This is a genomic window from Streptomyces sp. NPDC059010 (genome assembly GCF_042740355.1).
Taxonomy (GTDB): Bacteria; Actinomycetota; Actinomycetes; order Streptomycetales; family Streptomycetaceae; genus Streptomyces.
Genome location: NZ_JBHYJA010000013.1, coordinates 117,226 through 140,082 on the forward strand (window position 1 = coordinate 117,226; position 22,857 = coordinate 140,082).

20 protein-coding genes and 1 tRNA gene are annotated in these 22,857 nt (G+C 69.4%); 9 read left to right on the plus strand and 12 right to left on the minus strand.

Features of this window, described 5'->3' with window-relative positions:
* Nucleotides 1-163: 163 nt before the first annotated feature.
* Nucleotides 164-1,489: an ABC transporter substrate-binding protein gene (locus tag ACFWYS_RS16105; RefSeq protein ID WP_384768248.1), complete on the minus strand. Its 1,326-nt coding sequence runs from the start codon at nucleotides 1,487-1,489 to the stop codon at nucleotides 164-166.
* A gap of 380 nt (nucleotides 1,490-1,869) precedes the next feature.
* On the opposite strand from ACFWYS_RS16105, the gene ACFWYS_RS16110 reads away from it, so the two are divergent.
* Complete coding sequence (locus ACFWYS_RS16110; protein WP_384768251.1) at nucleotides 1,870-2,925, plus strand: LacI family DNA-binding transcriptional regulator; 1,056 nt, start codon at nucleotides 1,870-1,872, stop codon at nucleotides 2,923-2,925.
* Nucleotides 2,926-3,013: 88 nt separating this feature from the next.
* Here the strand turns inward: ACFWYS_RS16110 and ACFWYS_RS16115 are convergent, their stop codons facing one another.
* Complete coding sequence (locus ACFWYS_RS16115) at nucleotides 3,014-3,796, minus strand: alpha/beta fold hydrolase (RefSeq protein WP_384768541.1); 783 nt, start codon at nucleotides 3,794-3,796, stop codon at nucleotides 3,014-3,016.
* Nucleotides 3,797-3,931: 135 nt separating this feature from the next.
* Here ACFWYS_RS16115 and ACFWYS_RS16120 point away from each other — a divergent pair, with 135 nt between their 5' ends.
* Nucleotides 3,932-4,972, plus strand: coding sequence for a sulfotransferase (locus tag ACFWYS_RS16120; RefSeq protein ID WP_384768254.1), 1,041 nt, complete (start codon nucleotides 3,932-3,934; stop codon nucleotides 4,970-4,972).
* 143 nt (nucleotides 4,973-5,115) lie between these two features.
* Here ACFWYS_RS16120 and ACFWYS_RS16125 read toward each other — a convergent pair whose 3' ends face one another.
* Entirely contained in the window at nucleotides 5,116-5,682 is a 567-nt protein-coding gene (locus ACFWYS_RS16125) for a GPR1/FUN34/YaaH family transporter (protein ID WP_384768257.1), read from the minus strand.
* Nucleotides 5,683-5,832: 150 nt separating this feature from the next.
* On the minus strand, nucleotides 5,833-6,360 hold the full coding sequence (locus tag ACFWYS_RS16130; protein ID WP_093908257.1) for a universal stress protein: 528 nt from the start codon (nucleotides 6,358-6,360) through the stop codon (nucleotides 5,833-5,835).
* A gap of 335 nt (nucleotides 6,361-6,695) precedes the next feature.
* Here ACFWYS_RS16130 and ACFWYS_RS16135 point away from each other — a divergent pair, with 335 nt between their 5' ends.
* From ACFWYS_RS16135 to ACFWYS_RS16155, 5 genes are all read left to right on the plus strand, one after another.
* Nucleotides 6,696-7,031: a hypothetical protein gene (locus tag ACFWYS_RS16135; protein WP_384768260.1), complete on the plus strand. Its 336-nt coding sequence runs from the start codon at nucleotides 6,696-6,698 to the stop codon at nucleotides 7,029-7,031.
* Nucleotides 7,032-7,408: 377 nt separating this feature from the next.
* Nucleotides 7,409-8,656, plus strand: a complete 1,248-nt coding sequence (locus tag ACFWYS_RS16140; protein WP_384768263.1) for a helix-turn-helix domain-containing protein — start codon at nucleotides 7,409-7,411, stop codon at nucleotides 8,654-8,656.
* Nucleotides 8,657-8,767: 111 nt separating this feature from the next.
* Entirely contained in the window at nucleotides 8,768-9,370 is a 603-nt protein-coding gene (gene orn / locus ACFWYS_RS16145; protein ID WP_384768266.1) for an oligoribonuclease, read from the plus strand.
* Nucleotides 9,371-9,487: 117 nt separating this feature from the next.
* Nucleotides 9,488-9,560 (plus strand) — tRNA-His (locus ACFWYS_RS16150).
* Nucleotides 9,561-9,616: 56 nt separating this feature from the next.
* Nucleotides 9,617-10,132: a GNAT family N-acetyltransferase gene (locus tag ACFWYS_RS16155; protein WP_384768269.1), complete on the plus strand. Its 516-nt coding sequence runs from the start codon at nucleotides 9,617-9,619 to the stop codon at nucleotides 10,130-10,132.
* Between the two features lie 93 nt (nucleotides 10,133-10,225).
* Here ACFWYS_RS16155 and glmS read toward each other — a convergent pair whose 3' ends face one another.
* A complete protein-coding gene (gene glmS / locus ACFWYS_RS16160; RefSeq protein ID WP_384768272.1) occupies nucleotides 10,226-12,043 on the minus strand; it encodes a glutamine--fructose-6-phosphate transaminase (isomerizing) in 1,818 nt (605 codons plus the stop codon).
* Nucleotides 12,044-12,056: 13 nt separating this feature from the next.
* The gene (locus ACFWYS_RS16165; RefSeq protein WP_054232868.1) at nucleotides 12,057-12,314 is read right to left on the minus strand and encodes a hypothetical protein; all 258 of its coding nucleotides are present in this window, start codon (nucleotides 12,312-12,314) and stop codon (nucleotides 12,057-12,059) included.
* 165 nt (nucleotides 12,315-12,479) lie between these two features.
* Between ACFWYS_RS16165 and ACFWYS_RS16170 the strand changes: the two genes are divergently transcribed.
* Entirely contained in the window at nucleotides 12,480-14,057 is a 1,578-nt protein-coding gene (locus tag ACFWYS_RS16170; protein ID WP_384768543.1) for a purple acid phosphatase family protein, read from the plus strand.
* A 13-nt stretch (nucleotides 14,058-14,070) separates the two neighbouring features.
* Here the strand turns inward: ACFWYS_RS16170 and ACFWYS_RS16175 are convergent, their stop codons facing one another.
* On the minus strand, nucleotides 14,071-14,967 hold the full coding sequence (locus ACFWYS_RS16175; RefSeq protein ID WP_384768276.1) for a DUF4429 domain-containing protein: 897 nt from the start codon (nucleotides 14,965-14,967) through the stop codon (nucleotides 14,071-14,073).
* Nucleotides 14,968-15,062: 95 nt separating this feature from the next.
* Between ACFWYS_RS16175 and ACFWYS_RS16180 the strand changes: the two genes are divergently transcribed.
* The gene (locus tag ACFWYS_RS16180) at nucleotides 15,063-16,646 is read left to right on the plus strand and encodes a beta-N-acetylhexosaminidase (protein WP_384768279.1); all 1,584 of its coding nucleotides are present in this window, start codon (nucleotides 15,063-15,065) and stop codon (nucleotides 16,644-16,646) included.
* Between the two features lie 132 nt (nucleotides 16,647-16,778).
* Here ACFWYS_RS16180 and ACFWYS_RS16185 read toward each other — a convergent pair whose 3' ends face one another.
* From ACFWYS_RS16185 to ACFWYS_RS16205, 5 genes are all read right to left on the minus strand, one after another.
* On the minus strand, nucleotides 16,779-18,557 hold the full coding sequence (locus ACFWYS_RS16185) for an IucA/IucC family protein (protein WP_384768282.1): 1,779 nt from the start codon (nucleotides 18,555-18,557) through the stop codon (nucleotides 16,779-16,781).
* The gene (locus ACFWYS_RS16190) at nucleotides 18,554-19,105 is read right to left on the minus strand and encodes a GNAT family N-acetyltransferase (RefSeq protein ID WP_384768285.1); all 552 of its coding nucleotides are present in this window, start codon (nucleotides 19,103-19,105) and stop codon (nucleotides 18,554-18,556) included. The genes ACFWYS_RS16185 and ACFWYS_RS16190 overlap by 4 nt, the downstream gene beginning before the upstream one ends.
* Nucleotides 19,102-20,385, minus strand: coding sequence for a lysine N(6)-hydroxylase/L-ornithine N(5)-oxygenase family protein (locus ACFWYS_RS16195; RefSeq protein WP_384768288.1), 1,284 nt, complete (start codon nucleotides 20,383-20,385; stop codon nucleotides 19,102-19,104). The genes ACFWYS_RS16190 and ACFWYS_RS16195 overlap by 4 nt, the downstream gene beginning before the upstream one ends.
* Nucleotides 20,369-21,811: a lysine decarboxylase DesA gene (desA, locus tag ACFWYS_RS16200; protein ID WP_384768292.1), complete on the minus strand. Its 1,443-nt coding sequence runs from the start codon at nucleotides 21,809-21,811 to the stop codon at nucleotides 20,369-20,371. The genes ACFWYS_RS16195 and desA overlap by 17 nt, the downstream gene beginning before the upstream one ends.
* Nucleotides 21,812-21,979: 168 nt before the next feature.
* Nucleotides 21,980-22,789, minus strand: coding sequence for a siderophore-interacting protein (locus ACFWYS_RS16205; protein WP_384768294.1), 810 nt, complete (start codon nucleotides 22,787-22,789; stop codon nucleotides 21,980-21,982).
* Between the last annotated feature and the right edge of the window lie 68 nt (nucleotides 22,790-22,857).

Consider the following 22,857-nt stretch of genomic DNA (forward strand, 5'->3'; position numbering starts at 1 on the left):
GGGTCCGGCCCCCCATTCTGCCCCCCGGGCTCCCGCCGGCCCCCCCGGGCTTGGCCGGGCGGGGGGGCCCCGCCCCGGGGCGCGCGGCCGGCCGCCCCCGGCTGGTCACCGGGCGCGGCGTCGGCGCTCGACGCGTGAAGCGCGAGAGCCTGCTTGGGGCTGCTCACTGGCCGAGCACGTCCTTGATCTCCTTGGAGGCGGCCTCCCAGCCCTCGTCGGGCGTCTTGCCCTTCTGCTCGACCTGGAGGATGCCGATGTCGGTCATCGCCGTGTTGATCGCCTGGTCCTTGATGCCGAAGTACTGGCTCGGGATGGTCTTCGCCGAGTCGGAGAAGATCTGGGTGATCGGCGCGTTCGAGAAGTACGCGGTGGTGGCGGCCGCCGGCTTCAGGCCCGAGTACGCCGACGGGGTCGACGGGAAGCTGGCCTGCTTGGCGAACACCTTCGCCTGCTGCTCGGGCGCGGTCAGCCACTTCGCCAGTGCGACGGCCTCCTTCTGGTGCTTGCCCGAGGTCGGTACGCCGAGGAACGAACCGCCCCAGTTGGCCGCGGTCGGCGCCGCCGCCACGTCCCACTTGCCCTTGCCGGACTCACCGGACTTCTCCAGGATGTAGCCGATCATCCAGGCCGGGCAGGCCACCGTGGCGAAGGTGCCGTTGGCGTAGCCCTGGTCCCACGGCTTGTCGAACTGCTTCAGCTTGGCCGACATGTCGCTGGTCGCCACGTCCATGGCGACGTCCCAGGCGTTCTTCACGCCCTGCGACTTGTCCCAGTCGACGGTGCCGTCGTCCTTGTAGTAGCGCTCGTCCGCGCCGCCGAGGGTCGCGTTGTAGACCGAGGAGGCCGAGTCCACGAACTTGGTGCCGTTCGGCGCCTTCTTCATGTACTGCTTGCCCAGGTCGACGTACTTGCCCCAGTCGCCCTTCCACTGCGCGGCGAGCTTGGTGCGGTCGGTCTCCAGGCCGGCCTTCTCGAACAGGTCCTTGCGGTAGCAGATCGCCATCGGGCCGACGTCGGTGCCGAGTCCGATCAGCTTGCCGTCCTTGGTGGTGGCCTGGGCGTTCTTCCAGTCCAGCCACTGCGACTTGTCGACCTCCTTGCCGAGGTCGACGAACTTGTCGGCCTGCGTCTCCACGGCCTCGGTGACGTTCATGATCTCGATGGCCTGAATGTCGTCGGCACCGGACCCGGCCTGCAGTCGGGTGAGGACCTTGGGCCAGTAGACGTCGGTACGGGTGGTGACGTTCTCCTTGATGGAGATGTCCGGGTGGGCCTTCATGTATTCGTCGTAGAGGCCGGCCTGCTTGTAGCCGAAGGTGCCGAAGGTGCCCACGGTGAGGGTGGTCTTGCCACCGCCGCCGTTGCCGCCGCCGTCGCCCGTGGAGCCGTCGTCCGAGTCCTCGGCGCAGCCGGCGAGCAGCCCTGTCGTGAGCGCGGCGACGACCGCGAGGGTCGTCAGTCTGCGGGACCCGCGGGTACTCGTGCGCATTGCGTCCTCCTGTTGCCTGACGTGCCGACCCCCCGGCCAACGGCATGGTTGGGCCCGTTGAAACGTCATCTTGCATCGCTGCGGCTCGGGCGGGGAACGTGCGGGATGTGTATGTGTCAGGTACTGTGGGAGCGCTCCCACAGGTGATGTGTTGAAGGGTCGTCGGTCGAAGCGGGGGTGTCAAGGGAGCCGACGCGGAGTTCTGCGTTCAGTTATCGGGCCGTTAACTGGACCCACTTCAGCCGGTTCGGCGTTCGAGTGGGAGGCCGTTTCAGGCCGAAGCGGGGTCCGGGAGCGGCGGCCCCAAGGGCGGTCACCATGCCTGGCGGGACTGTTAAATTCCAGGCCAGCGTGAAGACAACGGCGGAAGGCGGGGCCCAATGGCAAGCCACGGAGCGCGAGGCCGCAGCGGCGGCCGGCCCACCCTCGAAGAGGTGGCGGCCCGCGCGGGCGTCGGCCGCGGCACCGTCTCCCGGGTGATCAACGGTTCGCCCCGGGTCAGTGACGCCACCCGCGCGGCGGTGGAAGCGGCGGTGGCGGAACTCGGCTATGTCCCCAACACCGCCGCCCGGGCCCTGGCCGCCAACCGCACGGACGCGATCGCGCTGGTCGTGCCCGAGCCGGAGACGCGGTTCTTCGCGGAGCCGTACTTCTCGGACATGCTCAAGGGCGTGGGCGCCGGTCTCGCCGACACCGAGATGCAGCTGCTGCTGATCTTCGCGGGCAGTGACCGGGAGCGCCGCAGGCTGGCCCAGTACCTCGCGGCCCACCGGGTGGACGGCGTGCTCCTGGTCTCCGTCCACGCGGACGATCCGCTGCCGGACCTGCTGGCCCAGCTGGAGATCCCGGCGGTGATCAGCGGTCCGAGGTCGGCCGCGGAGACCCTGACCTCGGTGGACTCCGACAACTACGGCGGCGCCCGCTCGGCGGTGGAACACCTGCTGTCCCGCGGCCGTACCCGCATCGCCCACATCACCGGCCGCCTCGACGTGTACGGCGCCCAGCGCCGCGTCGACGGCTACCGCGACGCCCTGCGCGACGCCGGGCACGAGCCGGACGAACGGCTCATCGAGCCCGGCGACTTCACGGAGGAGGGCGGTGCCGGGGCGATGCGGGACCTGCTCGCGCGCTGCCCCGACCTGGACGCGGTGTTCGCGGGATCGGACGTGACGGCGGCGGGCGCCCGCCAGGTGCTGCGCGAGGTCGGCCGCCGTATCCCCGAGGACGTGTCCCTCGTCGGCTACGACGACTCGGCCATCGCCCGCCACATGGAGCCGCCCCTCACCAGCGTCCGCCAGCCCATCGAGGACATGGGCCGCCGCATGCTGGACCTCCTGCTCTCCGAGATCGCGGACCGCCGGCCGGCGGTGTCCCGGGGGCTGGAGCGGTCCCAGATGGTGCTGGCGACGGAACTGGTGGTGAGGGCTTCGTCCTGAGGGCTCTGGTCTGAGAATTCGTCCTGAGCGCTTCGTCCTGAGGGCAGGCTGATTGTCGGCGGCGGTGGAAGGGCCGGTGCGGGGAGCCTCAGGCCAGGTTCGCGAGGAAGTCCGACAGCGCGTTGTACAGGACTTCGGGCCGTTCCAGGTGCAGGTCGTGGCCGGTGCCGGGGATGCTCATGGACCGGGTGGCGGGGCGTTGGCCCAGCATCCTGTCGGCCTCCTGGGCGGGGATGATGCCGGACTGGGCCAGGACGACCAGGGTGGGGCAGGTGATCCGGGCCCACTCGGGCCAGAAGGAACGCCGGGCGTTCTCCGCCAGGGAGCCGACCATCACGTCCCGGTCGAAGCGGGGCCACCAGCCGTCCTCGCGTTCCTCCAGCCCGGCCGCCCAGCCCGCGCCGACCGGTCCGCCGCCCAGGAACGCGGCCGCCGCTTCACGGGTGGGGAACGGCGTCGGCCAGGAGTCGAGCCAGCCGCCGATGTCCTCGGGGGCGTCCGGGTTCGGGCCGCCGGGACCGGCCTCGACCAGCACGAGCGCGCCGACCAGTCCGGGGTGCGCGGCGGCGGTGAGCATGGCTGTGTGGCCGCCCAGCGACTGGCCGACGAGGACGGGCCGGCGTAGGGCGAGTTGGTCGGCGACGGCGGTGACGTCGGCGACGTAGGCCGCGCGCGAGACGTCCCCCGGGTGGCGCTCGGCGGCGCCGTGCCCGCGCTGGTCGACCGCCACGACCCGGTACCGCGGGCTCAGCCGCCGGGCCGGCTCGTCCCATTCACCCGCGTGCCCCGCCAGGCCGTGCAGCAGCACGACGGGCCGCCCCGGCCCGCCCCAGTCCCGGCAGACGAGCCGCACGCCGTCTCGCACCACCATGCGCTGGGTCCACGCCACGTCGTACCTCCGGAGGGATCGGCCGGTCTTGATCATGCCTCGGACCGGGCAGAGTCTGACCGCACACGCATCGGACGGCAGCACACGGCAGCACACGGCAGCACACGGAGGATGACCATGCGTTCCTTGACCTTCGTCATCGGTACGGGACGCAGCGGCTCGACCGCGCTGTCCCGCATCCTCAACGCCCATCCGGAGGTACTGAGCCTCAACGAGTACATGGCCTCCGTGGGCGACGCCGCCTTCCCCGAAGGGAAGGTGAGCGGCGAGGAGTTCTGGCAGACGCTCTTCCGTCCAGCCCCGCACTTCGAGCGGATGATCCGCAGCGGGCTGCCGCTCCCGGAGTTCCTCCACACCCGCCGCCCCGGCAGGTACTCGGCGGAGACCACCGGAATCCCCGCGCTCTCCCTGATGGCGCTGCCCCACCTCACCGACGACCCGGACGGCCTCCTCGACGAACTCGGCGCTGCGGTGCCCGGATGGCCCGAGCGCACCGCCGCCGAGCACCACCGGGCCCTGTTCGATCTGCTCTGCGGGCGGTTCGGGCGCACCGCGGTCGTGGAGCGGTCCGGTTACTCGACCGGCTGGGCACCCGGGCTGCGGGAGGCGTTCCCGGAGGCGAGGTTCGTGCACATGTACCGGGACGGGCCGGACTGCGCCCTGTCCATGAGCCGCCACCCCGGCTACCGCACGATCACCCTGCTGCGCGAGATCAAGGAACACGCCGGGATCGACAGCTTCGCCGACCTGACCCCCGAGCACGTCCGCTCCCTGCCCGCCGACCTGGCACCGCTGCTCGACGACCGCTTCGACCCCGCCCTCGTACGCGACCGGGACCTCTCCCTGCGGAGGTTCGGCGCCCTGTGGTCCGAACTCGTCACCGACGGCACGGAGTTCCTCTCCACCCTCCCCGCCGACCGACGCGCCACCCTCGCCTACGAGAACCTCCTCGACAAACCGACCGAAGAACTCACCCGTCTGGCCGAGTTCATCGGCGTCGCCCCCGTACCGCAGTGGCTGGCCACCGGCGCTGCCTCGCTCGACTCCAGCCGCAGAGGCTCCGCGAGCAGCCTGCCGCCGGCCGATCGCGCCGACCTGACGGAGACCTGCGCACCAGGCACCCGTGTTCTGCCCACCGACCGCCGAAGCGACAATTGAGCAACCCCCGCGGCGAGCAACCACGTCCGCGAGAGCGGCGCCGGTTTAGGCGCAAAAAGGGGACGGACCCCCACGTGATGCCACCTGTCACGGGGGGTCCGTTCGGATCGCCGGGGAGCCGCCCAACTCCCCGGCCTGCGCAGCTAACCGGTGGCCGTCACGCCCCGGCCCGCAGCGCGTCGCGGAAGTGCGGTCGGCCAGTGGGCCAGCGCCGCGGTCGCCGCGTACCAGGCCACCGCCCCGGCCGCGACGGCGCACCAGCCGCCCACCTTGGTGAGCCCGTCGTTGCCGGCGAACTGGGCGATCGCCATCAGCAACAGGGCGACGAAGAACAGCCCGTACGCACCCTGACCGAGCTGGTCGCCGCCGGCGAGGGTGAGGGAGAGCGCCACGAGGGCGAACAGCAGCAGGAAGAGCCCCGCCGCGTTGTCGGAGACCGCCGCGTCCGCGGAGACGGCCCAGGTGAACCAGAGGGCGCCGAGCGCCACGAACGCGGTCCCGTTCGCGGAGTCACGGTCGCGCAGGGCCATCAGGCCGGCGACGAAGAGGGCTATGCCGCCCACGTACTGGGCGATTGATACGGCGTCAGCAGCTGACACACCGTCGATCACGTCGGTGTACCCCAGCCCGAAGGCCAACAGGGTGACACCAAGGGCGAGTCGGCCGACCACGGTGGTGATTCCGCTTCCCGCAGAGACGTCGTTGTCCACGGCGGGCTCCCTTCTTGCATGTGCAGTTGTGCGGTGAGCGTTATATGCCCTTCACAAAGGCACAAACACCTCTACGCGCCAGTAAATTCACACATCGCAGGAAGGAGGGCGACGTCCCGAACGGCTCATCTCACCAGGGACGACGGCGAGTTACGGAATGACAACGACGGGACGCTTGGCCCGCTTGGCGAGCCGTCCCGCGACGGAGCCGAAGATCCGCCCGACGATGCCGTGTGTGGAGCCGACGACGATCGCGTCCGCCTCGTACTCCCGCCCGACCTCTTCGAGTTCGTGGCAGATGTCCCCGCCGCGCTCGACCAGGATCCAGGGCACCTCGGCGAGATAGTCCGCGCAGGCCAGTTCGAGGCCGAGCACCTCGGTGCGGTGGTCCGGTACGTCGACGAAGACCGGTGGCTCACAGCCGGCCCACACCGTGGTGGGCAGCCGGTTGGCGACGTGGACGATGATCAGGCCCGACCCGGAGCGATGGGCCATGCCGATGGAGTACGCGAGGGCGCGCTCGCTGGATGTGGAGCCGTCGAAGCCGACCACGACGCCGTGCTTGAAGGCGGGGTCGCAGGAGTGGCGTGGCTCTTCCGCCGCCAGGGGCTCGGCCGCCGTGGGGTCGGCGACGGGCCGCTTGCGGTCCGCTGGTTCGAAGAATTCGTGACCGGCCATGGCTGTCTCGGCGTATTGATCCTTGTATGGGTGGGCCCGCGAGCGGGGCTCATTGATTGGGTGCGGCGGCGGAGCGGTGTCCGGGAATGGTCTTCCCAACCCCATACCCCAAGGGTACGGCGGCACGCCTCCTTAGCCCAGATCTCCGCTCACGGTCGGTGCGGGTTCCAGGGAGCATGCACGAGGGGATGCCCGTCACGCAATGGTTGCTGCGGTGTACAGGCGGTTTGCACAGGGTTCACCTGCCCGGGGCGGCCCCGCACCAGTGACCGACCGCTCGAACAGGCGTTGATCACCGTGATCCTCCGCCCAGGGAGCCCAGGGAGCACGCACCCATGACCGGACCCCGCACCACCTACTCGGACAGCACCACCGTGGTCCGGTGGGCGGCCTTCAGCTGCGTCCTGGTCCCCGTCGTCCTGCTCTGGTACGGCACCTCCCTGGCCGGCGCCACGGGTACGGCCCTCGGCCTCGCGGCCGTGACCGGGGTCTGCCGTCTGCTGCTGCGCGAATCGGAACGCGGCGCGGCGCGGCTGAGGGACGAGGCGGCCCGGATGAAGGACGAAGTGCGGGGCGGTCCGGCGCCGTCCCGTCGCGGTCGCCATCACCGGACCGGAACCGGGGCGCATAGAGGCGGACGTCACAGTGGGGGAAATACACCGGTCGGCTGACCGGTTTCCGTGCACGGGAACGTTGCTTTTCAGCCAACTTCTGGCGTGCATGCATCCCCTGCCCAGAACACCCCCCAACCCCCGTTCCACCTGCACGGAAAGGGCCTCAAGGGCCCTGCGCACCCTACGTGGATTGGCCACTGCGACAAGGCGCACTTCCCTGCACGCCCCGCGAGTGCAACGCTTCGTGATCGAATGCTTCACGCCAAGTTGCCAAGTCGACAATGTGCCGAGTGCCGAACCGGCCACTCCGGCACGACGCGACACAGTAAGTTCGATCTTGACTGTCTACGGCGGGGGACTCGTGCAGGACCGAGGGGAAACGTGCAGGAGCGACACAACCGAGGAGCCGCGACCACCGAGGGGGGCTTAGCAGTATGAGCCACGACTCCACTGCCGCGCCGGAAGGGGCGGTCCGGAAGCTGTCCGGGCGACGCCGCAAGGAGATCGTTGCGGTGCTGCTGTTCAGCGGCGGCCCCATCTTCGAGAGTTCCATACCGTTGTCGGTGTTCGGGATCGACCGCCAGGACGCCGGCGTACCGCGCTACCGCTTGCTGGTGTGCGGGGGCGAGGACGGCCCGCTGCGGACCACAGGGGGCCTGGAACTCTCCGCACCACATGGCCTGGAGGCGATCTCGCGGGCGGGCACGGTCGTCGTGCCGGCCTGGCGTTCGATCACCTCGCCGCCGCCGGAGGACGCGCTCGACGCGCTGCGCCGGGCGCATGAGGAAGGCGCCCGCATAGTCGGGCTGTGCACCGGCGCCTTCGTCCTGGCCGCGGCCGGCCTGTTGGACGGCCGCCCAGCGACGACGCACTGGATGTACGCACCGACGCTGGCCAAGCGCTATCCGTCGGTGCACGTGGATCCACGAGAACTCTTCGTGGACGACGGGGACGTACTGACATCGGCGGGCACAGCGGCCGGCATCGACCTGTGCCTCCACATCGTGCGCACGGACCACGGCAACGAGGCGGCCGGAGCACTGGCCCGCCGCCTGGTGGTCCCGCCGCGCCGGTCCGGCGGTCAGGAGCGCTACCTCGATCGATCTTTACCAGAGGAGATCGGCGCCGACCCGCTCGCGGAGGTCGTCGCCTGGGCGCTGGAGCACCTGCACGAGCAGTTCGACGTCGAGACGCTGGCGGCACGCGCGTACATGTCGCGCCGTACGTTCGACCGTCGCTTCCGCTCGCTGACGGGTTCGGCCCCGCTGCAGTGGCTGATCACCCAGCGGGTGCTTCAGGCACAGCGTCTGCTGGAGACGTCGGACTACTCGGTGGACGAGGTCGCGGGCCGCTGCGGCTTCCGCTCGCCGGTGGCGCTGCGCGGCCACTTCCGCCGCCAGCTGGGTTCGTCGCCGGCGGCGTACCGGGCCGCGTACCGGGCACGGCGCCCGCAGGCCGAGAAGCCGACGGACACCGATCCGACGGTCGGTCCGCCCGCGCCTCCGCCCGGCCCACCGCCCTCGCCCTACCCGGAGGGCGGACCGGTCCCGCTCCAGGCCCGCCGCACCCCGGCGCCGAGTGCCCTGGGCACGTCCGCGTCCCTGTCGGTGTCGTCGGACAACGGCCGGGAGGCCTACGCGGGCAGCCGCGCGAGCCTGCCGGGGCAGCGCAGCGGGATGTGACGTGACTTCGCGACGCCGGACGGGCCACCTCGGCTCGTCCGGCGTTTCGGGTCCGGGGCCCGCGCCGACGCGGGGCACCACAGAGGCGGACGTCGGCCGTAGGGTGGTCGCATGAACGATCGCATGGTGTGGATCGACTGCGAGATGACCGGCCTCTCGCTGTCCGACGACGCTCTCATCGAGGTTGCCGCCCTCGTCACCGACTCCGAGCTGAATGTCCTCGGCGAGGGGGTGGACATCGTGATCCGCCCGCCGGACTCGGCGCTGGAGACGATGCCGGAGGTGGTGCGTCAGATGCACACCGCGTCCGGGCTGCTGGACGAACTCGCCGGCGGCACGACCCTCAAGGACGCCGAGGACCAGGTCCTCACCTATGTCCGCGAGCATGTGAAGGAACCCGGCAAGGCCCCGCTGTGCGGCAACTCCGTCGGCACCGACCGCGGCTTCCTGCTGCGTGACATGCCGACCCTGGAGATCTACCTCCACTACCGGATCGTGGACGTCAGCTCCGTCAAGGAGCTGGCGCGCCGCTGGTACCCGCGGGCCTACTTCAACAGCCCGGAGAAGAACGGCAACCACCGCGCACTCGCCGACATCCGCGAGTCCATCGCCGAACTCCGCTACTACCGCGAGGCCATCTTCGTGCCCCAGCCCGGCCCCGACTCCGACACCGCGAAGTCGATCGCCGCGAAGCACGTTCTGCCTGCTCAGTAGGTGTTCGAGGGGGTCGCACAAGGACGCCGTGAAAAGGCGTGCGCGAGCACCCCTTCGGACCCTGTACACTTTTTCTCGGCCGGTCGGGGACTCCACGGAAGTCAACAACCGGGCATGGTGGGTGTAGCTCAGCTGGTAGAGCACCTGGTTGTGGTCCAGGATGCCGCGGGTTCGAGTCCCGTCACTCACCCTGAATGATCAGCCGGTGGCTTCGGAAACGAAGCCACCGGCTGAATCATTTTCCGTATGCCCCTTATATGTGCCGAGCCTGAGCCCATCTCCACCGACCGCCTCGATCTTCTCCCCCTGCGTGTCGAGCACGCCGCGGAGATGGCCGTCGTCCTGTCGGACCCGGCGCTGCACCGCTTCATCGGCGGCGCCCCGTACTCCGCCGACGACCTGCGGGCCCGCTACGAGCGTCTCGTCGCCGGATCTCCCGACCCGGGCGTCTCCTGGTGCAACTGGGTGCTGTCGCTACGCGCCGAGTCATGTCTCGTGGGCACCGTCCAGGCCACCGTCACCGCGGACGGCGGTGCCGAGATCGCCTGGGTGGTCGGTACGGCGTGGCAGGGGCGCGGGTACGCCTCCGAGGCGGCGCGAGGGCTCGTGGGCTGGCTCGGGCGGCGGTCGGTCCGTACGGTCGTCGCCCATGTCCGTCCCGACCACCTGGCGTCGGCGGCGGTCGCCTCGGCGGCCGGGCTGAGCGCGACCGAGGAGGAGCAGGACGGGGAGACGCGGTGGCGGCTGGTGCTGCGTCCCTGATGCATGGATGGATGCCGCCACAACAGGCCTGAGAACGCGGCGCGGGGCCGCACCGTACATCGGTGCGGCCCCGCGCCTCTGAGAACGGGACGGCTACTCGACCGTCACCGACTTCGCGAGGTTTCGCGGCTTGTCGATGTCCCGGCCCAGGGCCAACGCCGTGTGGTAGGCGAGGAGTTGCAGCGGGATGCCCATCAGGATCGGGTCCAGCTCGTCCTCGTTCTTCGGGACCATGATCGTCTGGTCGGCCTTCTCCTGGGGCTGGTGGGCCACCGCGAGGATCTTGCCGCTGCGGGCCTTGATCTCCTCCATGGCGGCGCGGTTCTTCTCCAGCAGGTCGTCGTCCGGGACGATCGCCACTGTGGGGAGGGCGGGCTCGATCAGGGCCAGCGGGCCGTGCTTGAGCTCGGAGGCCGGGTAGGCCTCGGCGTGGATGTACGAGACCTCCTTGAGCTTGAGGGAGGCCTCGCGGGCGACCGGGTAGCCCCGGACGCGGCCGATGAAGAGCATCGAGCGGGCCTCGGCGAACTGCTGGGCCAGCTTCTCGATCTCGCCCTCCTGCTCCATGATCTCGGCGATCTGTGCGGGCAGCTTGCGCAGCCCCTCGATGATCCGCTTGCCGTCGCGGACCGAGAGGTCGCGGGTGCGGCCGAGGTGGAGCGCGAGCAGGCCGAAGGCGACCGTCGTGTTGGTGAAGCACTTCGTGGAGACCACGCAGACCTCCGGGCCCGCGTGCACGTAGATGCCGCCGTCCGCCTCGCGGGCGATCGCCGAACCGACCACGTTCACGATGCCCAGGACCCGCGCGCCCTTGCGCTTCAGCTCCTGGACGGCCGCGAGCACGTCGTACGTCTCGCCGGACTGGGAGACGGCGATGTAGAGCGTGTCGGGGTCCACCACCGCGTTGCGGTAGCGGAACTCGGAGGCCGGCTCGGCGTCCGCGGGGATGCGGGCCAGCTCCTCGATCATCTGGGCGCCGATCATGCCCGCGTGGTACGAGGTGCCGCAGCCGAGGATCTTCACACGGCGGATCTGGCGGGCCTCACGGGCGTCCAGGTTCAGGCCGCCGAGGTGCACGGTGGAGAAGCGGTCGTCGATGCGGCCGCGCAGCACGCGGTCCACGGCGTCGGCCTGCTCGTGGATCTCCTTGTGCATGTAGGTGTCGTGGCCGCCCATGTCGTAGGAGGCGGCCTCCCACTCGACGGTGGTGGGCTCGGCCGTCGTACGGGTGCCCTCCGTCGTGTACGTGCGGAAGTCGTCGGCCTTCAGGGTGGCCATCTCGCCGTCGTCCAACGTCACTATCTGCCGCGTGTGGGCGACCAGCGCGGCGATGTCCGACGCGACGAACATCTCCTTCTCGCCGATGCCGAGGACGACCGGGGAGCCGTTGCGGGCGACGACGATGCGATCGTTGAAGTCGGCGTGCATCACCGCGATGCCGTACGTGCCCTCGATGACGCGCAGCGTCTCGCGGACCTTGTCCTCCAGCTTCTCCGCCTGCGAACGGGCGATGAGGTGGACGAGGACCTCGGTGTCGGTCTCGGACAGGAACTCGACCCCGTCCGCCTCCAGCTTGCGGCGCAGGTCGGAGGCGTTGTCGATGATGCCGTTGTGGACGACCGCGACCTTGCCCTCGGCGTCCAGGTGCGGGTGGGCGTTCAGGTCGGAGGGGGCGCCGTGGGTGGCCCAGCGGGTGTGGGCGATACCGGTCGTGCCCTTGAAGCGCGCCGGGACCTTGGCCTCCAGATCACGCACCCGGCCCTTGGCCTTGACCATCTTCAGGCCCGTCGCCTTCGGGGAGGTGACGACGATGCCCGCCGAGTCGTAGCCGCGGTACTCCAGCCGCTGCAGGCCCTCCAGCAGCAGAGGAGCAACGTCACGCTTCCCGATGTATCCGACAATTCCGCACATACAGATGTATTCCTCAGCCGTAGACGATGCGGCGCAGTTGCCTGAGCGTAAGCTCGGGCGGTGCCACCGCTCGGTATTTCAGGTCCGCCTCGATCCGTTCGAAGATCGTCGCGTTGACCAGGCCCTGGGCCTGCAGTTCGCGGTGGCGGCGACGGACGTAGTCCTCGGTCGTCTCGTCGAAGTAGGCGAGCACGTCCTGGATCACCCGCAGTGCCTCGCCCCGGTTGAGGGGCGTGGACCGCGTCAGATGATCAACAAGTTCGTCGTGCACCCGGTAGATCCTGAACCATGGGCGACGCCTTCGCAAGAATCCTGCCCGATTTCGGGCACGTTGCTGTTGAAACACTTATGGGACGCCCATGGGAGTCTGTTGGTCGGCTGTTCCCCGGGCCGATGTGTGTGGCGAGCACCTTGTGACGCCATGGACATTCCACGTATGGGCGTACCCGAGCAGCTCGCCGAGCGCATGAGTATGGCCGAGCAGCACGAGTACCTGCGCGCCAAGTTCTCGCGGCGCAACATGATCAGAGGCGGCGCCGTCACCCTCGGCGCCGTCGCGGGCGGCACCTTCGTACCGGGCGCCACCGCCCGGGCCGCCGTGCCGACGCAGGCCGTACCCACCCGGTCGGCCCCGCGCACCGAGACCGTCGACGGCGCCCTCGTCGCCCCGTTCGGCCGCCATCTCGCCTTCGGCAACGACCCGCGCACCGAGATGACCGTCTCGTGGCAGGTCCCGGTCGCCGTGAAGAAGCCGTTCATCCGGATCGGCGCCCACCCCTGGGACCTCTCCCGCAAGATCGAGGCCGAGGTCCGCACCCTGTACACCCCGGCCGGCGTCGGTACCAGCGGCGACCACACGCAGTACTACGTCCATGCCCAGCTGGCCCGCCTGCGCCCCGGCCGGACCTACTACTACGGCGTCGGCCACGACGGCTTCGACCCCGCCGAGCCGCACCTCCTCGGCACCCTCGGCACCTTCACCACCGCCCCCGCCTACAAGGCGCCGTTCACCTTCACGGCCTTCGGCGACCAGGGCGTCAGCTATCACGCGCTGGCCAACGACAGCCTGATCCTCGGCCAGAATCCGGTCTTCCATCTGCACGCCGGCGACATCGCGTACGGCGACCCGGCCGGCCAGGGCAAGACCTCCGACACCGGCTTCGACTCGCGCACCTGGGACCAGTTCCTGTACCAGACCGAGTCGGTCGCCAAGTCGGTGCCATGGATGGTGAGTTACGGCAACCACGACATGGAGGCCTGGTACTCGCCCAACGGCTACGGCGGCGAGGAGGCCCGCTTCACGCTCCCCGACAACGGGCCGGACAAGAAGAACCTGCCGGGCGTCTACTCCTTCGTCTACGGCAACACCGCGGTGATCTCGCTCGACCCGAACGACGTGTCGTACGAGATCCCCGCCAACCTCGGCATCTCAGGGGGCACCCAGACCAAGTGGTTCGAGGCGCAGCTGAAGAAGTTCCGGGCCGCCCACGACATCGACTTCGTCATCGTGTTCTTCCACCACTGCGCGTACTGCACCTCCACGGCGCACGCCTCGGAGGGGGGTGTGCGTCAGGAGTGGGTGCCGTTGTTCGAGAAGTACCAGGTGGACCTCGTCATCAACGGCCACAACCACCAGTACGAGCGCACGGACGTGATCAAGGGGGACGAGGTCACCAAGAAGCTGCCGATCGGCGGCACGGCGTACCCCGAGACCGAGGGCGTCGTCTATGTCACGGCGGGCGCGGCCGGCCGCAGCCTGTACGCGTTCTCCGCGCCCGACTCCTACGAGGGGCACGAGCACGAGGTCGACTCCGTGGCCTCCTTCGTCAACCTCAAGGACGGCAAGAAGAACGAGACCGTCGCCTGGTCGCGGGTGCGCTACCTCAACTACTCGTTCCTGCGGGTGGACGTGAACCCCGCCCCGAAGGGCCGGTACGCCACCCTGAAGGTGCAGGGCATCGCCGAGACGGGTGACCGGATCGACCACTTCACGGTGGCGCGCCGGGCCAAGTAGCCGCGCAGGAGCCCTACATCCGCTTGAGAACCGCCTGCTTGGCCATCGTGAACTCCTCGTCCGTCAGCACGCCCGTGCGGTGGAGGTCGCCGAGTTCGCGCAGGCGGCGCAGGAGGGCGTCGTGGTCGTCCTCGGCGGACGGGACCCGGGCGGCGGGCAGCTCCGCCCGCGCGTCCGGTACGTCCGTGAGGGCGGCCCCGGCGCCGGCCGCGGCCGGGTGCGGGAGGCGGGCCTGGACGGCCGCCGCGACCAGGGCCATCAGCGGGTCCTTCTTGAAGCCCCACAGCTCCACGGAGTTGGAGTCGTACTTGGGCGGCGCCTTCGTGGACGCGTTCCTGACGCTGAAGCGGAGGTAGCCGTTCTCCAGGCCCGCCGCCGGATGCCACTCCACCGCCGCGATGTCGGTGAGCGCGAGGGAGCGGGTGCCGGCGGCGGCCTTGGCGTCCTCCGTCTTCCAGTTCCACTCCAGGCGGATGTGCTCACCGTCGAAACTGGCGGTGCCGTCCCCGGCGGACACCGACAGGGGCACGGAGGGGCCCGGCAGCAGATACGCGTCGACCGGTTCGGCGGGCACCTGGTCCAGGAGCAGGGCGTTGCGGACCTCGTCCACGAAGTACTCGGCGACGCCGTAGCGGTCGGACTCGACGGTCAGCTGGTACGGGTCGTTGGGCTCGACGAGACGGCCGCCGGTGGCGTGCAGCAGCGGGTCGGCGCCGTCGCGCAGACGCAGCCTGAGCCGTCCGGCCTTCTTGCCCTGCTCGAAGGAGATGCCCGCCAACGCCCCCAGCGGGACGACCAGTTCACCCAGCGTCTTGCGGAAAAGGCTGACGTTCTTGTCCCGTCCGGGGGTCAGTCGCAGTGCGTCGCCGTCGAAGACCCACGTGCCGTCCTTCTGGATGATTTCCGCCATGGGGTGGATTGTTCCACCAGACTCACGAGAGAGTGGTCCAGACCTCCTGGAGTGCAACGGCTCATGAAAGGGACACGCTTGTGAGAGTCGGTCCTGTGAGACAGCACCACAGAACGTTCCGCCTGCTCGGTTCCCTGCTGCTGGTCGCGACCGGCGCCTCGCTGACCGGGGCCGCCCCCGCGCAGGCGGCCTCGCCCACCCCGCTCGACCGGGTGGTCCCCGCGCCCGCCTCGGTCGCCCCGGCCGAGTCCCCCTACCGGATCACCGGCGGCACCCGCATCCGCGTCGACGACTCCCGCGAGACCCGCCGCGTCGGCGACTACCTCGCGGCCATCCTCCGCCCCTCCACCGGCTACCCCCTCCCCGTCACCGCCGAAGGCACCGGAGGCATCCGACTACGCCTCGCCCAGGGCCCGTTCGGCGCCGAGGGCTACCGCCTCGACAGCGGCGGCAAGGGCGTCACCATCACCGCCGCGGGGCCCGCCGGCCTCTTCCACGGCGTGCAGACCCTGCGCCAACTGCTCCCGGCGGCCGTCGAGAAGGACTCCGTCCAGCCCGGCCCCTGGCTGGTCGCGGGCGGCACGATCAAGGACACCCCGCGCTACGGCTGGCGCGGCGCGATGCTCGACGTCTCCCGGCACTTCTTCAGCGTCGACCAGGTCAAGCGCTACATCGACCAGCTCGCCCTGTACAAGATCAACAAGCTGCATCTGCACCTCAGCGACGACCAGGGCTGGCGCATCGCCATCGACTCCTGGCCGCGCCTGGCGACCTACGGCGGCTCCACCCAGGTCGGCGGCGGCCCCGGCGGCCACTACACCAAGGCCGACTACCGGGAGATCGTCCGGTACGCCGCCTCCCGCTACCAGGAGGTCGTCCCCGAGATCGACATGCCCGGCCACACCAACGCGGCGCTGGCCTCGTACGCCGACCTGAACTGCAACGGCGTGGCACCCCCGCTCTACACCGGTACCGACGTCGGCTTCAGCTCGCTGTGTGTCGGCAAGGAGATCACGTACGACTTCGTGGACGACGTGATCCGGGAGCTGGCCGCTCTGACGCCGGGGAAGTACCTGCACATCGGCGGGGACGAGGCGCACTCCACGAGTCACGAGGACTATGTGAAGTTCATGGACCGGGTGCAGCCGATCGTCGCCGAGTACGGCAAGACGGTGGTGGGCTGGCATCAGCTGACGGGGGCCACTCCGGCGAAGGGGGCGCTCGCTCAGTACTGGGGGCTGGACAGCACGAGTGCGCAGGAGAAGGCGCAGGTCGCGAAGGCCGCGCAGAACGGCACGGGGGTCATTCTGTCTCCGGCCGACCGGATCTACCTCGACATGAAGTACACCGCCGATACGCCGTTGGGGCTGGACTGGGCGGGGCTGGTGGAGGTCAAGCGGTCGTACGACTGGGATCCGGGCAACTATTTGCCGGGGGTGCCTTCGTCGGCTGTCCGGGGAGTCGAGGCGCCGATGTGGACGGAGACGCTCACGAAATCCGCGGACGTCGAGTACATGGCGTTTCCGAGGCTGGCGGGGGCGGCTGAGCTGGGGTGGTCGCCGGCTGCCACGCATGACTGGGAGAAGTACAAGGTTCGGCTGGCTGCGCAGGGTTCGCGGTGGGAGGCGTTGGGGATCGACTACTACCGGTCGCCTCAGGTGCCTTGGCCTACGGCGTAAGCGCTGTGATTCGTCTGCGGGCCGGTGGGGGCTTGTCGCGCAGTTCCCCGCGCCCCTAAAGGCCAAAAGCCGACGGGCACCCCGGGGGACCGTACCCCGGGGTGCCCGCCTGTCTGTGTGGGCCGTGGACTGCTACAGCCCTGCTATCGGGTTCTTCAGGTTGCCCACCAGCTGCAGCGCGCCCGCCGGGTCCGCCAGGTCGACCATCTGCTTGTTGTTGCGGAGCTGGAGGCGGTTGAGGCAGGACAGGGCGAACTCGGGGGCGAACATGTCGTACTGCTTGAACTTGTCGGCGAGTTCGGGCACCGAGTGCTGGTAGTCCCGGGTGACCTCGGCGACCGTGCGCCAGAAGTCGTCCTCCTCCAGGATCCCCTCGGCGGCCAGGTTCGCGGCGAGGAAGCGGAAGAAGCAGTCGAAGACGTCCGTGAAGACGGACAGGAGCTTCTTGTCCTCCGGGACGTCCACGCGGAGCCGCTCGACCGTGGGCGGCAGCACCGCGTCCACGTCCATGACCGCGATCTCCTCGGCGATGTCCTTGTAGATCGCGCGCTGGACCACGCCGTCCTTCAGGGCCAGGATCACGTTCTCGCCGTGCGGCATGTACACCAGGTCGTAGGCGTAGAAGCTGTGCAGGAGCGGGGTGAAGTAGGCCTTCAGATAGCGGCGCAGCCACTCCGTCGGCGCCAGCCCCGACTGCTCGATCAGCGCGCCCGCGAAGGAGGCGCCCTCGTGGTCGACGTGGACGAGGGAGGCCATGGTGGCCAGGGACTCGCCGTCCTCCAGCTGCGACACCGGGCTCTCGCGCCACAGGGCCGCCAGCATCTTGCGGTACGGCGAGTAGCGGTCGGTCGCCTTCTCGTACTCCAGGTGCCGGTAGCCGACGGCGGCCCGCTCGCGGATGATCGACAGGCCGGTGGCCTTGAGGACCGGGTCGTTGTCGATGAGCTGGGCGAGCCAGTCGTTGATCGCGGGCGTGGCCTCCATGTAGGCGGCCGACAGTCCGCGCATGAAGCCCATGTTGAGGACGGACAGGGCCGTCTTGACGTAGTGCTTCTCGGGGCTGGACCGGTTGAAGAAGGTCCGGATCGACTGCTGGGCCAGGTACTCGTCGTCGCCCTCGCCCAGGCAGACCAGGTGCTGCTGGGCGACCTCGGCGGCGAAGGTGATGGTGAGCTTGTTCCACCACTGCCAGGGGTGGACCGGGATGAGGAGGTAGTCGGCCGGGTCGAGGTTCTGCTCGCGCAGGATTCCGTGGAAGCGCTCGACGGTCTCCGTGCCCAGCTCGTCGCGTACGAAGGTCTCGTACTCGATGCCGACACCCGCCGTGAACGCGGCGCGCGAACGGTGGGCCGCCAGCCAGACCAGCCGGACCGGGCTGCCGGTCTCGGGGGCGTACGACAGGTACTCGTGGATGCCGAAGCCGAGCCGCCCGTTGTTGGCGACGAAGCAGGGGTGGCCCTCGGTCATGCCGGCCTCGATGGCCTGGAAGCCGGCCTTCGCCAGCTCGGCGACCGTGATCTGCGGCTTGGTCAGCTTGTAGCAGGTACCGGAGAGGGTGGAGGAGATCTCCTCCAGATAGACCGGCAGGACCTCGTCGCTCAGGCCCAGGGACTTCTGCAGCTCGATGAAGAAGTCCAGGGCGGCGAGCGGGAGTTCGGCGCCGTCGCGGTGGCGGGTGATCGAGTCCGCGTCGACCTGCCAGTGGTCGAGTGCGCGGAGCACCGCGGTGAAGGTGTAGCGGGTCAGGCCGTCGTCGCTGCGCACGACGAAACGGCCGTCACCGGTGCCCTCCGGCTCCGGGGTGATCAGGCGCTCGTGCGCGAACTCCGCGAGCGCCTTGCGGATCAGGAGGCGGTTGGCCCGCGCCCAGCGGTGGGGGGACAGATGCGCTACGGCGTCGGACAGGGTCATACGGCTACTCCTATGGCGGCCACGAACTGCTGGCGGGTGCAGAAGCTCAGCAGCGCCTTCTTCTCCGGCTTCTGGATCTCGCGCTCGGGCACGAAGCCCACGGCTTCGTTCAGGGCGTGCACGGCCTTGTTGGAGACGTCCGGCTCCACGACGACGCGCCGTACCGCCGGGTCCTCGAAGAGGTGCGCCATCACGGCGGTGATGACGGACCGGGTGAAGCCGCGGACGGGGCGGTCGGTGGGCGGCGTGAGGAAGTGCATGCCGACGTCGCCGGGCTGCGGCTCGTACAGGCCGACCAGTTCGCGATGGGCGGGGTCGTACTTCTCCATCAGGAAGACGGGGACGCCGTCCTCGTCGAGGCCGAGCAGCGCGTGGTGGTGCTCGTCGGCCGCGATCTCCATGTAGGCGCGCTCGACGTCCTCCAGCCGCGCGTCCTGCATCATCCAGAACGCGGCCTTGGGGTGGGTGACCCAGGTGTGCAGCAGCTCGGCGTCCTGCAGGGGGTCGAGGGGGCGGAAGGTGAAGGTACCCATGGCTGTGGTGCTCATACCGAGAACTCCTGGAACGCGATCGTCTTCTCGACCGGGTAGTACTCGGTGCCGAGCAGCTCGCGGATGATGTACGCGTTCCGGTACGGGCCCATGCCGAGGTCCGGGCTGGTGATGCTGTGCGTGTGGACGCCGGCGTTCTGGAGGAACACTCCGCGGCCGGTGACGTCGACGGCGTAGTTGCGGGCGACGTCGAAGTTGCCCTGGGAGTCGTAGACCAGGCGGTCGCGCACCGGCTTCAGGAACTCCGGCTCGGCGTACTTGTAGCCGGTGGCCAGGACCAGGCCCTGCGAGTCGAGCTCGAACTCCTTGCCCTGCTCCTCCTGGCGGAAGGACAGGGTGTACGTGCCGTTCTCGTACCGCGCGCTGTTGAGGGAGGAGTTGGTGAGCAGGCGCGTGGGTACGGGACCGCCGAGGTTCTTCTGGTAGAGCAGGTCGAAGATCTCGTTGATCAGGTCGCCGTCGATGCCCTTGAACAGGCCCTTCTGCTCGGCGGTGAGTCGGTAGCGGGTGGCCTCGGGGAGCTCGCGGAAGTAGTCGACGTACTCCGGCGAGGTCATCTCCAGCGTGAGCTTGGTGTACTCCAGCGGGAAGAAGCGCGGGGAGCGGGTGACCCAGTTCAGCCGGTAGCCGTGGACGTCGATCTCACTGAGCAGGTCGTAGTAGATCTCGGCCGCGGACTGCCCGGAGCCGACCAGGGTGATCGACTCCTTCTTCTGGAGCTCCGCCTTGTGCTGGAGATAGCGCGAGTTGTGCAGGAAGTCGCCGCCCAGGCCCTGGCAGGCCTCGGGTATGTGGGGCGGGGTGCCGGTGCCGAGGACGAGGTGACGGGCGCGGAACTCGGCGCCGTCGGCGGTCTGCACGACGTAGACCGCGTCCTCCTCCTGGTACGTCACCTCCGTCACCGTCGTGTTGAAGCGGATGCTGCTCAGTTTGTTCGCGGCCCAGCGGCAGTAGTCGTCGTACTCGACCCGCAGCGGGTAGAAGTTCTCGCGGATGTAGAACGAGTACAGCCGGCCCTTCTCCTTCAGATAGTTCAGGAAGGAGTACGGCGAGGTCGGGTCGGCCAGCGTAACCAGGTCCGACATGAACGGGGTCTGGAGGTGGGCGCCGTCCAGGAACATGCCCGCGTGCCACTCGAAGTCCGGCTTGGACTCCAGGAAGACGCCGTCGAGTTCGTCGATCGGCTCGGTCAGACAGGCGAGGCCGAGATTGAACGGGCCGAGCCCGATCCCCACGAAATCATGGGTTCTGGTCGGGTTTTCAGGACGCGCGGTCAAGGGACTCTCCCAGGTACTGCTCGGCGTGGCCGGCGATCAGGTCGAGGACGGCGGCGATGTCCTCGGCCGTCGTCTCGGGGTTGAGCAGGGTGAACTTCAGGTAGTGGCGGCCTTGGACCTTGGTGCCCGCGACCACCGCGTCGCCGGAGGCGAACAGGGCCTTGCGGGCGTACAGGTTGGCGCGGTCGATCTCGGCCGGGTCGGTGACCGCGGCCGGGATGTAGCGGAAGACGAGGGTGGAGAGCGTGGGCTCCACGACCACGTCGAAGCGGGGGTCGGCGGCCAGCAGCTGCCAGCCCTCCACGGCCAGGTCGCAGACCTCGTCGAAGAGTTGCCCGACGCCGTCGGCGCCCATCACCCGCAGGGTCACCCACAGCTTGAGGGCGTCGAACCGGCGGGTGGTCTGCAGGGACTTGTCGACCTGGTTGGGGATGCGCTCGGTGACCATGCGCTTCGGGTTGAGGTACTCGGCGTGGTAGGTCGCGTGGCGCAGCGTCGAGGCGTCCCGGACCAGCACGGCCGACGAACTCACCGGCTGGAAGAAGGACTTGTGGTAGTCGACGGTGACCGAGTCGGCGCGCTCGATGCCGTCGATACGGCCCCGGTACTTCACGGAGGCCAGCAGCCCGCAGCCGTAGGCGGCGTCGACATGCATCCAGGTGTCGAACTGCTTGCACAGCTCGGCGATCTCGGGCAGCGGGTCGATGGAGCCGAAGTCGGTGGTGCCGGCGGTGGCGACGACGGCCATCGGGACCAGGCCGTCCTTCTTGCAGCGCTCCAGCTCATGGGCGAGCGCGACGGTCTGCATCCGCTTGTCGTGGCCGACGGGGATGGACACGACCGCGTCCTGGCCGAGGCCCAGCAGTTTCGCCGACTTCTTCACGCTGAAGTGGCTGACCTCGGAGGCGAAGATACGCAGTTTGGCCAGGCTGTCGGTCTTGGCCTCCTCGCGGGCGAGAAGGAGCGCCTGGAGGTTGGACTGGGTGCCGCCCGAGGTGAAGACACCGTCGGCGTTCTCGCCGAGCCCTATTCGGGCCGTCGTCCAGTCGATCAGCTTGCGCTCGATCAGCGTGCCGCCGGCCGACTGGTCCCAGGTGTCCAGGGAGGAGTTGACGGCGGAGAGGATCGCCTCGCCCAGCACGGCCGGGATGACGACCGGGCAGTTGAGGTGGGCGAGATAGCGGGGGTGGTGGAAGTAGATCGCGTCCCGGAGGTAGACGTCCTCCAGCTCGTCGAGGACCGCGGCGGTGTCGAGCAGCGGCTTGTCGAGGTCGATCGCGTCGATGGCCGGGGCGAGGGCGTCGACGGTGACACCGGTGAACGGACGGTCGGTGGCGGCGAGTTTGGCTGCCACCCGCTCTATACCTTCGGTCACGGAGCGGCGGTACTGCTCCGCGGTCGTGTCATTGAGCAGGTGCGAGCGCATGGGGAGGTCCTCCGGTGGGGACGGGCCGTGAAGTGCGGGGTGGCATGAAGGGGCGCCGTGAAACTTAGGTTAGCCTAACCTAAGTTCCTTTGAATCAAGGCGGCCTCAAGGGTGACTGCGATCACTTACGTCGCAGTAGTCGCCCGATCTCCTTGCTTTCAGCGGCAGTTACGCCTGCTCGCGCAGCTGCTCCTCGCTCATCCCCTGCCTCCAGTACCCGACGAAGGTGACCCGGCGGCGGTCCACCCCGCGCTCACCGACGAAGTGCCGGCGCAGCGCCTTCACGCGGCCGGACTCGCCCGCGATCCAGACGTACGGATGCTCGGTGGGCGGGAGTTGAGCGGCTCGGACGGCGTCCAGGGCTTCCTCCCGGACCAGCCACGTGATCTCGGCGTCGGCCTCGGTCGCCAGGTCCTGGATGTCCCCGGCGTCATGCACCTCCAGCCACACCCGGGCACGGGTGCCGGCCGGCAGCGTTTCGAGGATGGCGGAGACGGCGGGTACGGCGGTCTCGTCGCCCCAGATGACGACCAGGTCGGTGTCCTCGGGCGGCCGGAACCGGATCGCCCGGTTGTCGGCGATCGCGGGGCCGAGCAGGAGGACGCGGTCACCCGTGGCGGCGCGGGAGGCCCACTCGGACGCGGGACCGGCCGGGGTGTGCAGCACGAAGTCGATGTCGATCTCGTCGGGATCCCGGCGCAGGGCGCGCAGCGTGTACGACCGCATCACGGCCCGTACGTCGTCCGGGAGTTCACGCCAGCCCTGCCACCAGCCGTCGCCGAGCTCCAGGGGGACCCGCGGCTCGCTCTGATGCGGGTGCGGCAGGAACAGCGACAGGGACTGGTCGCATCCGTCCGAGTGGAAGGCGTGCAGATCGGCCCCCGCGAAGGTGACCCGGACCATGGACGGACCGAGCCGCCTCGTCCGTACGACTTGCAGCGAGAAGAATCGGAACGGGGCGGCTACGGCGGTCGTCATATGGGCTCCTGAGGTGACGCGCCCCAAAGGGGCGCGGGGAACTGCGCGACCAGCCACGACGGACTCGC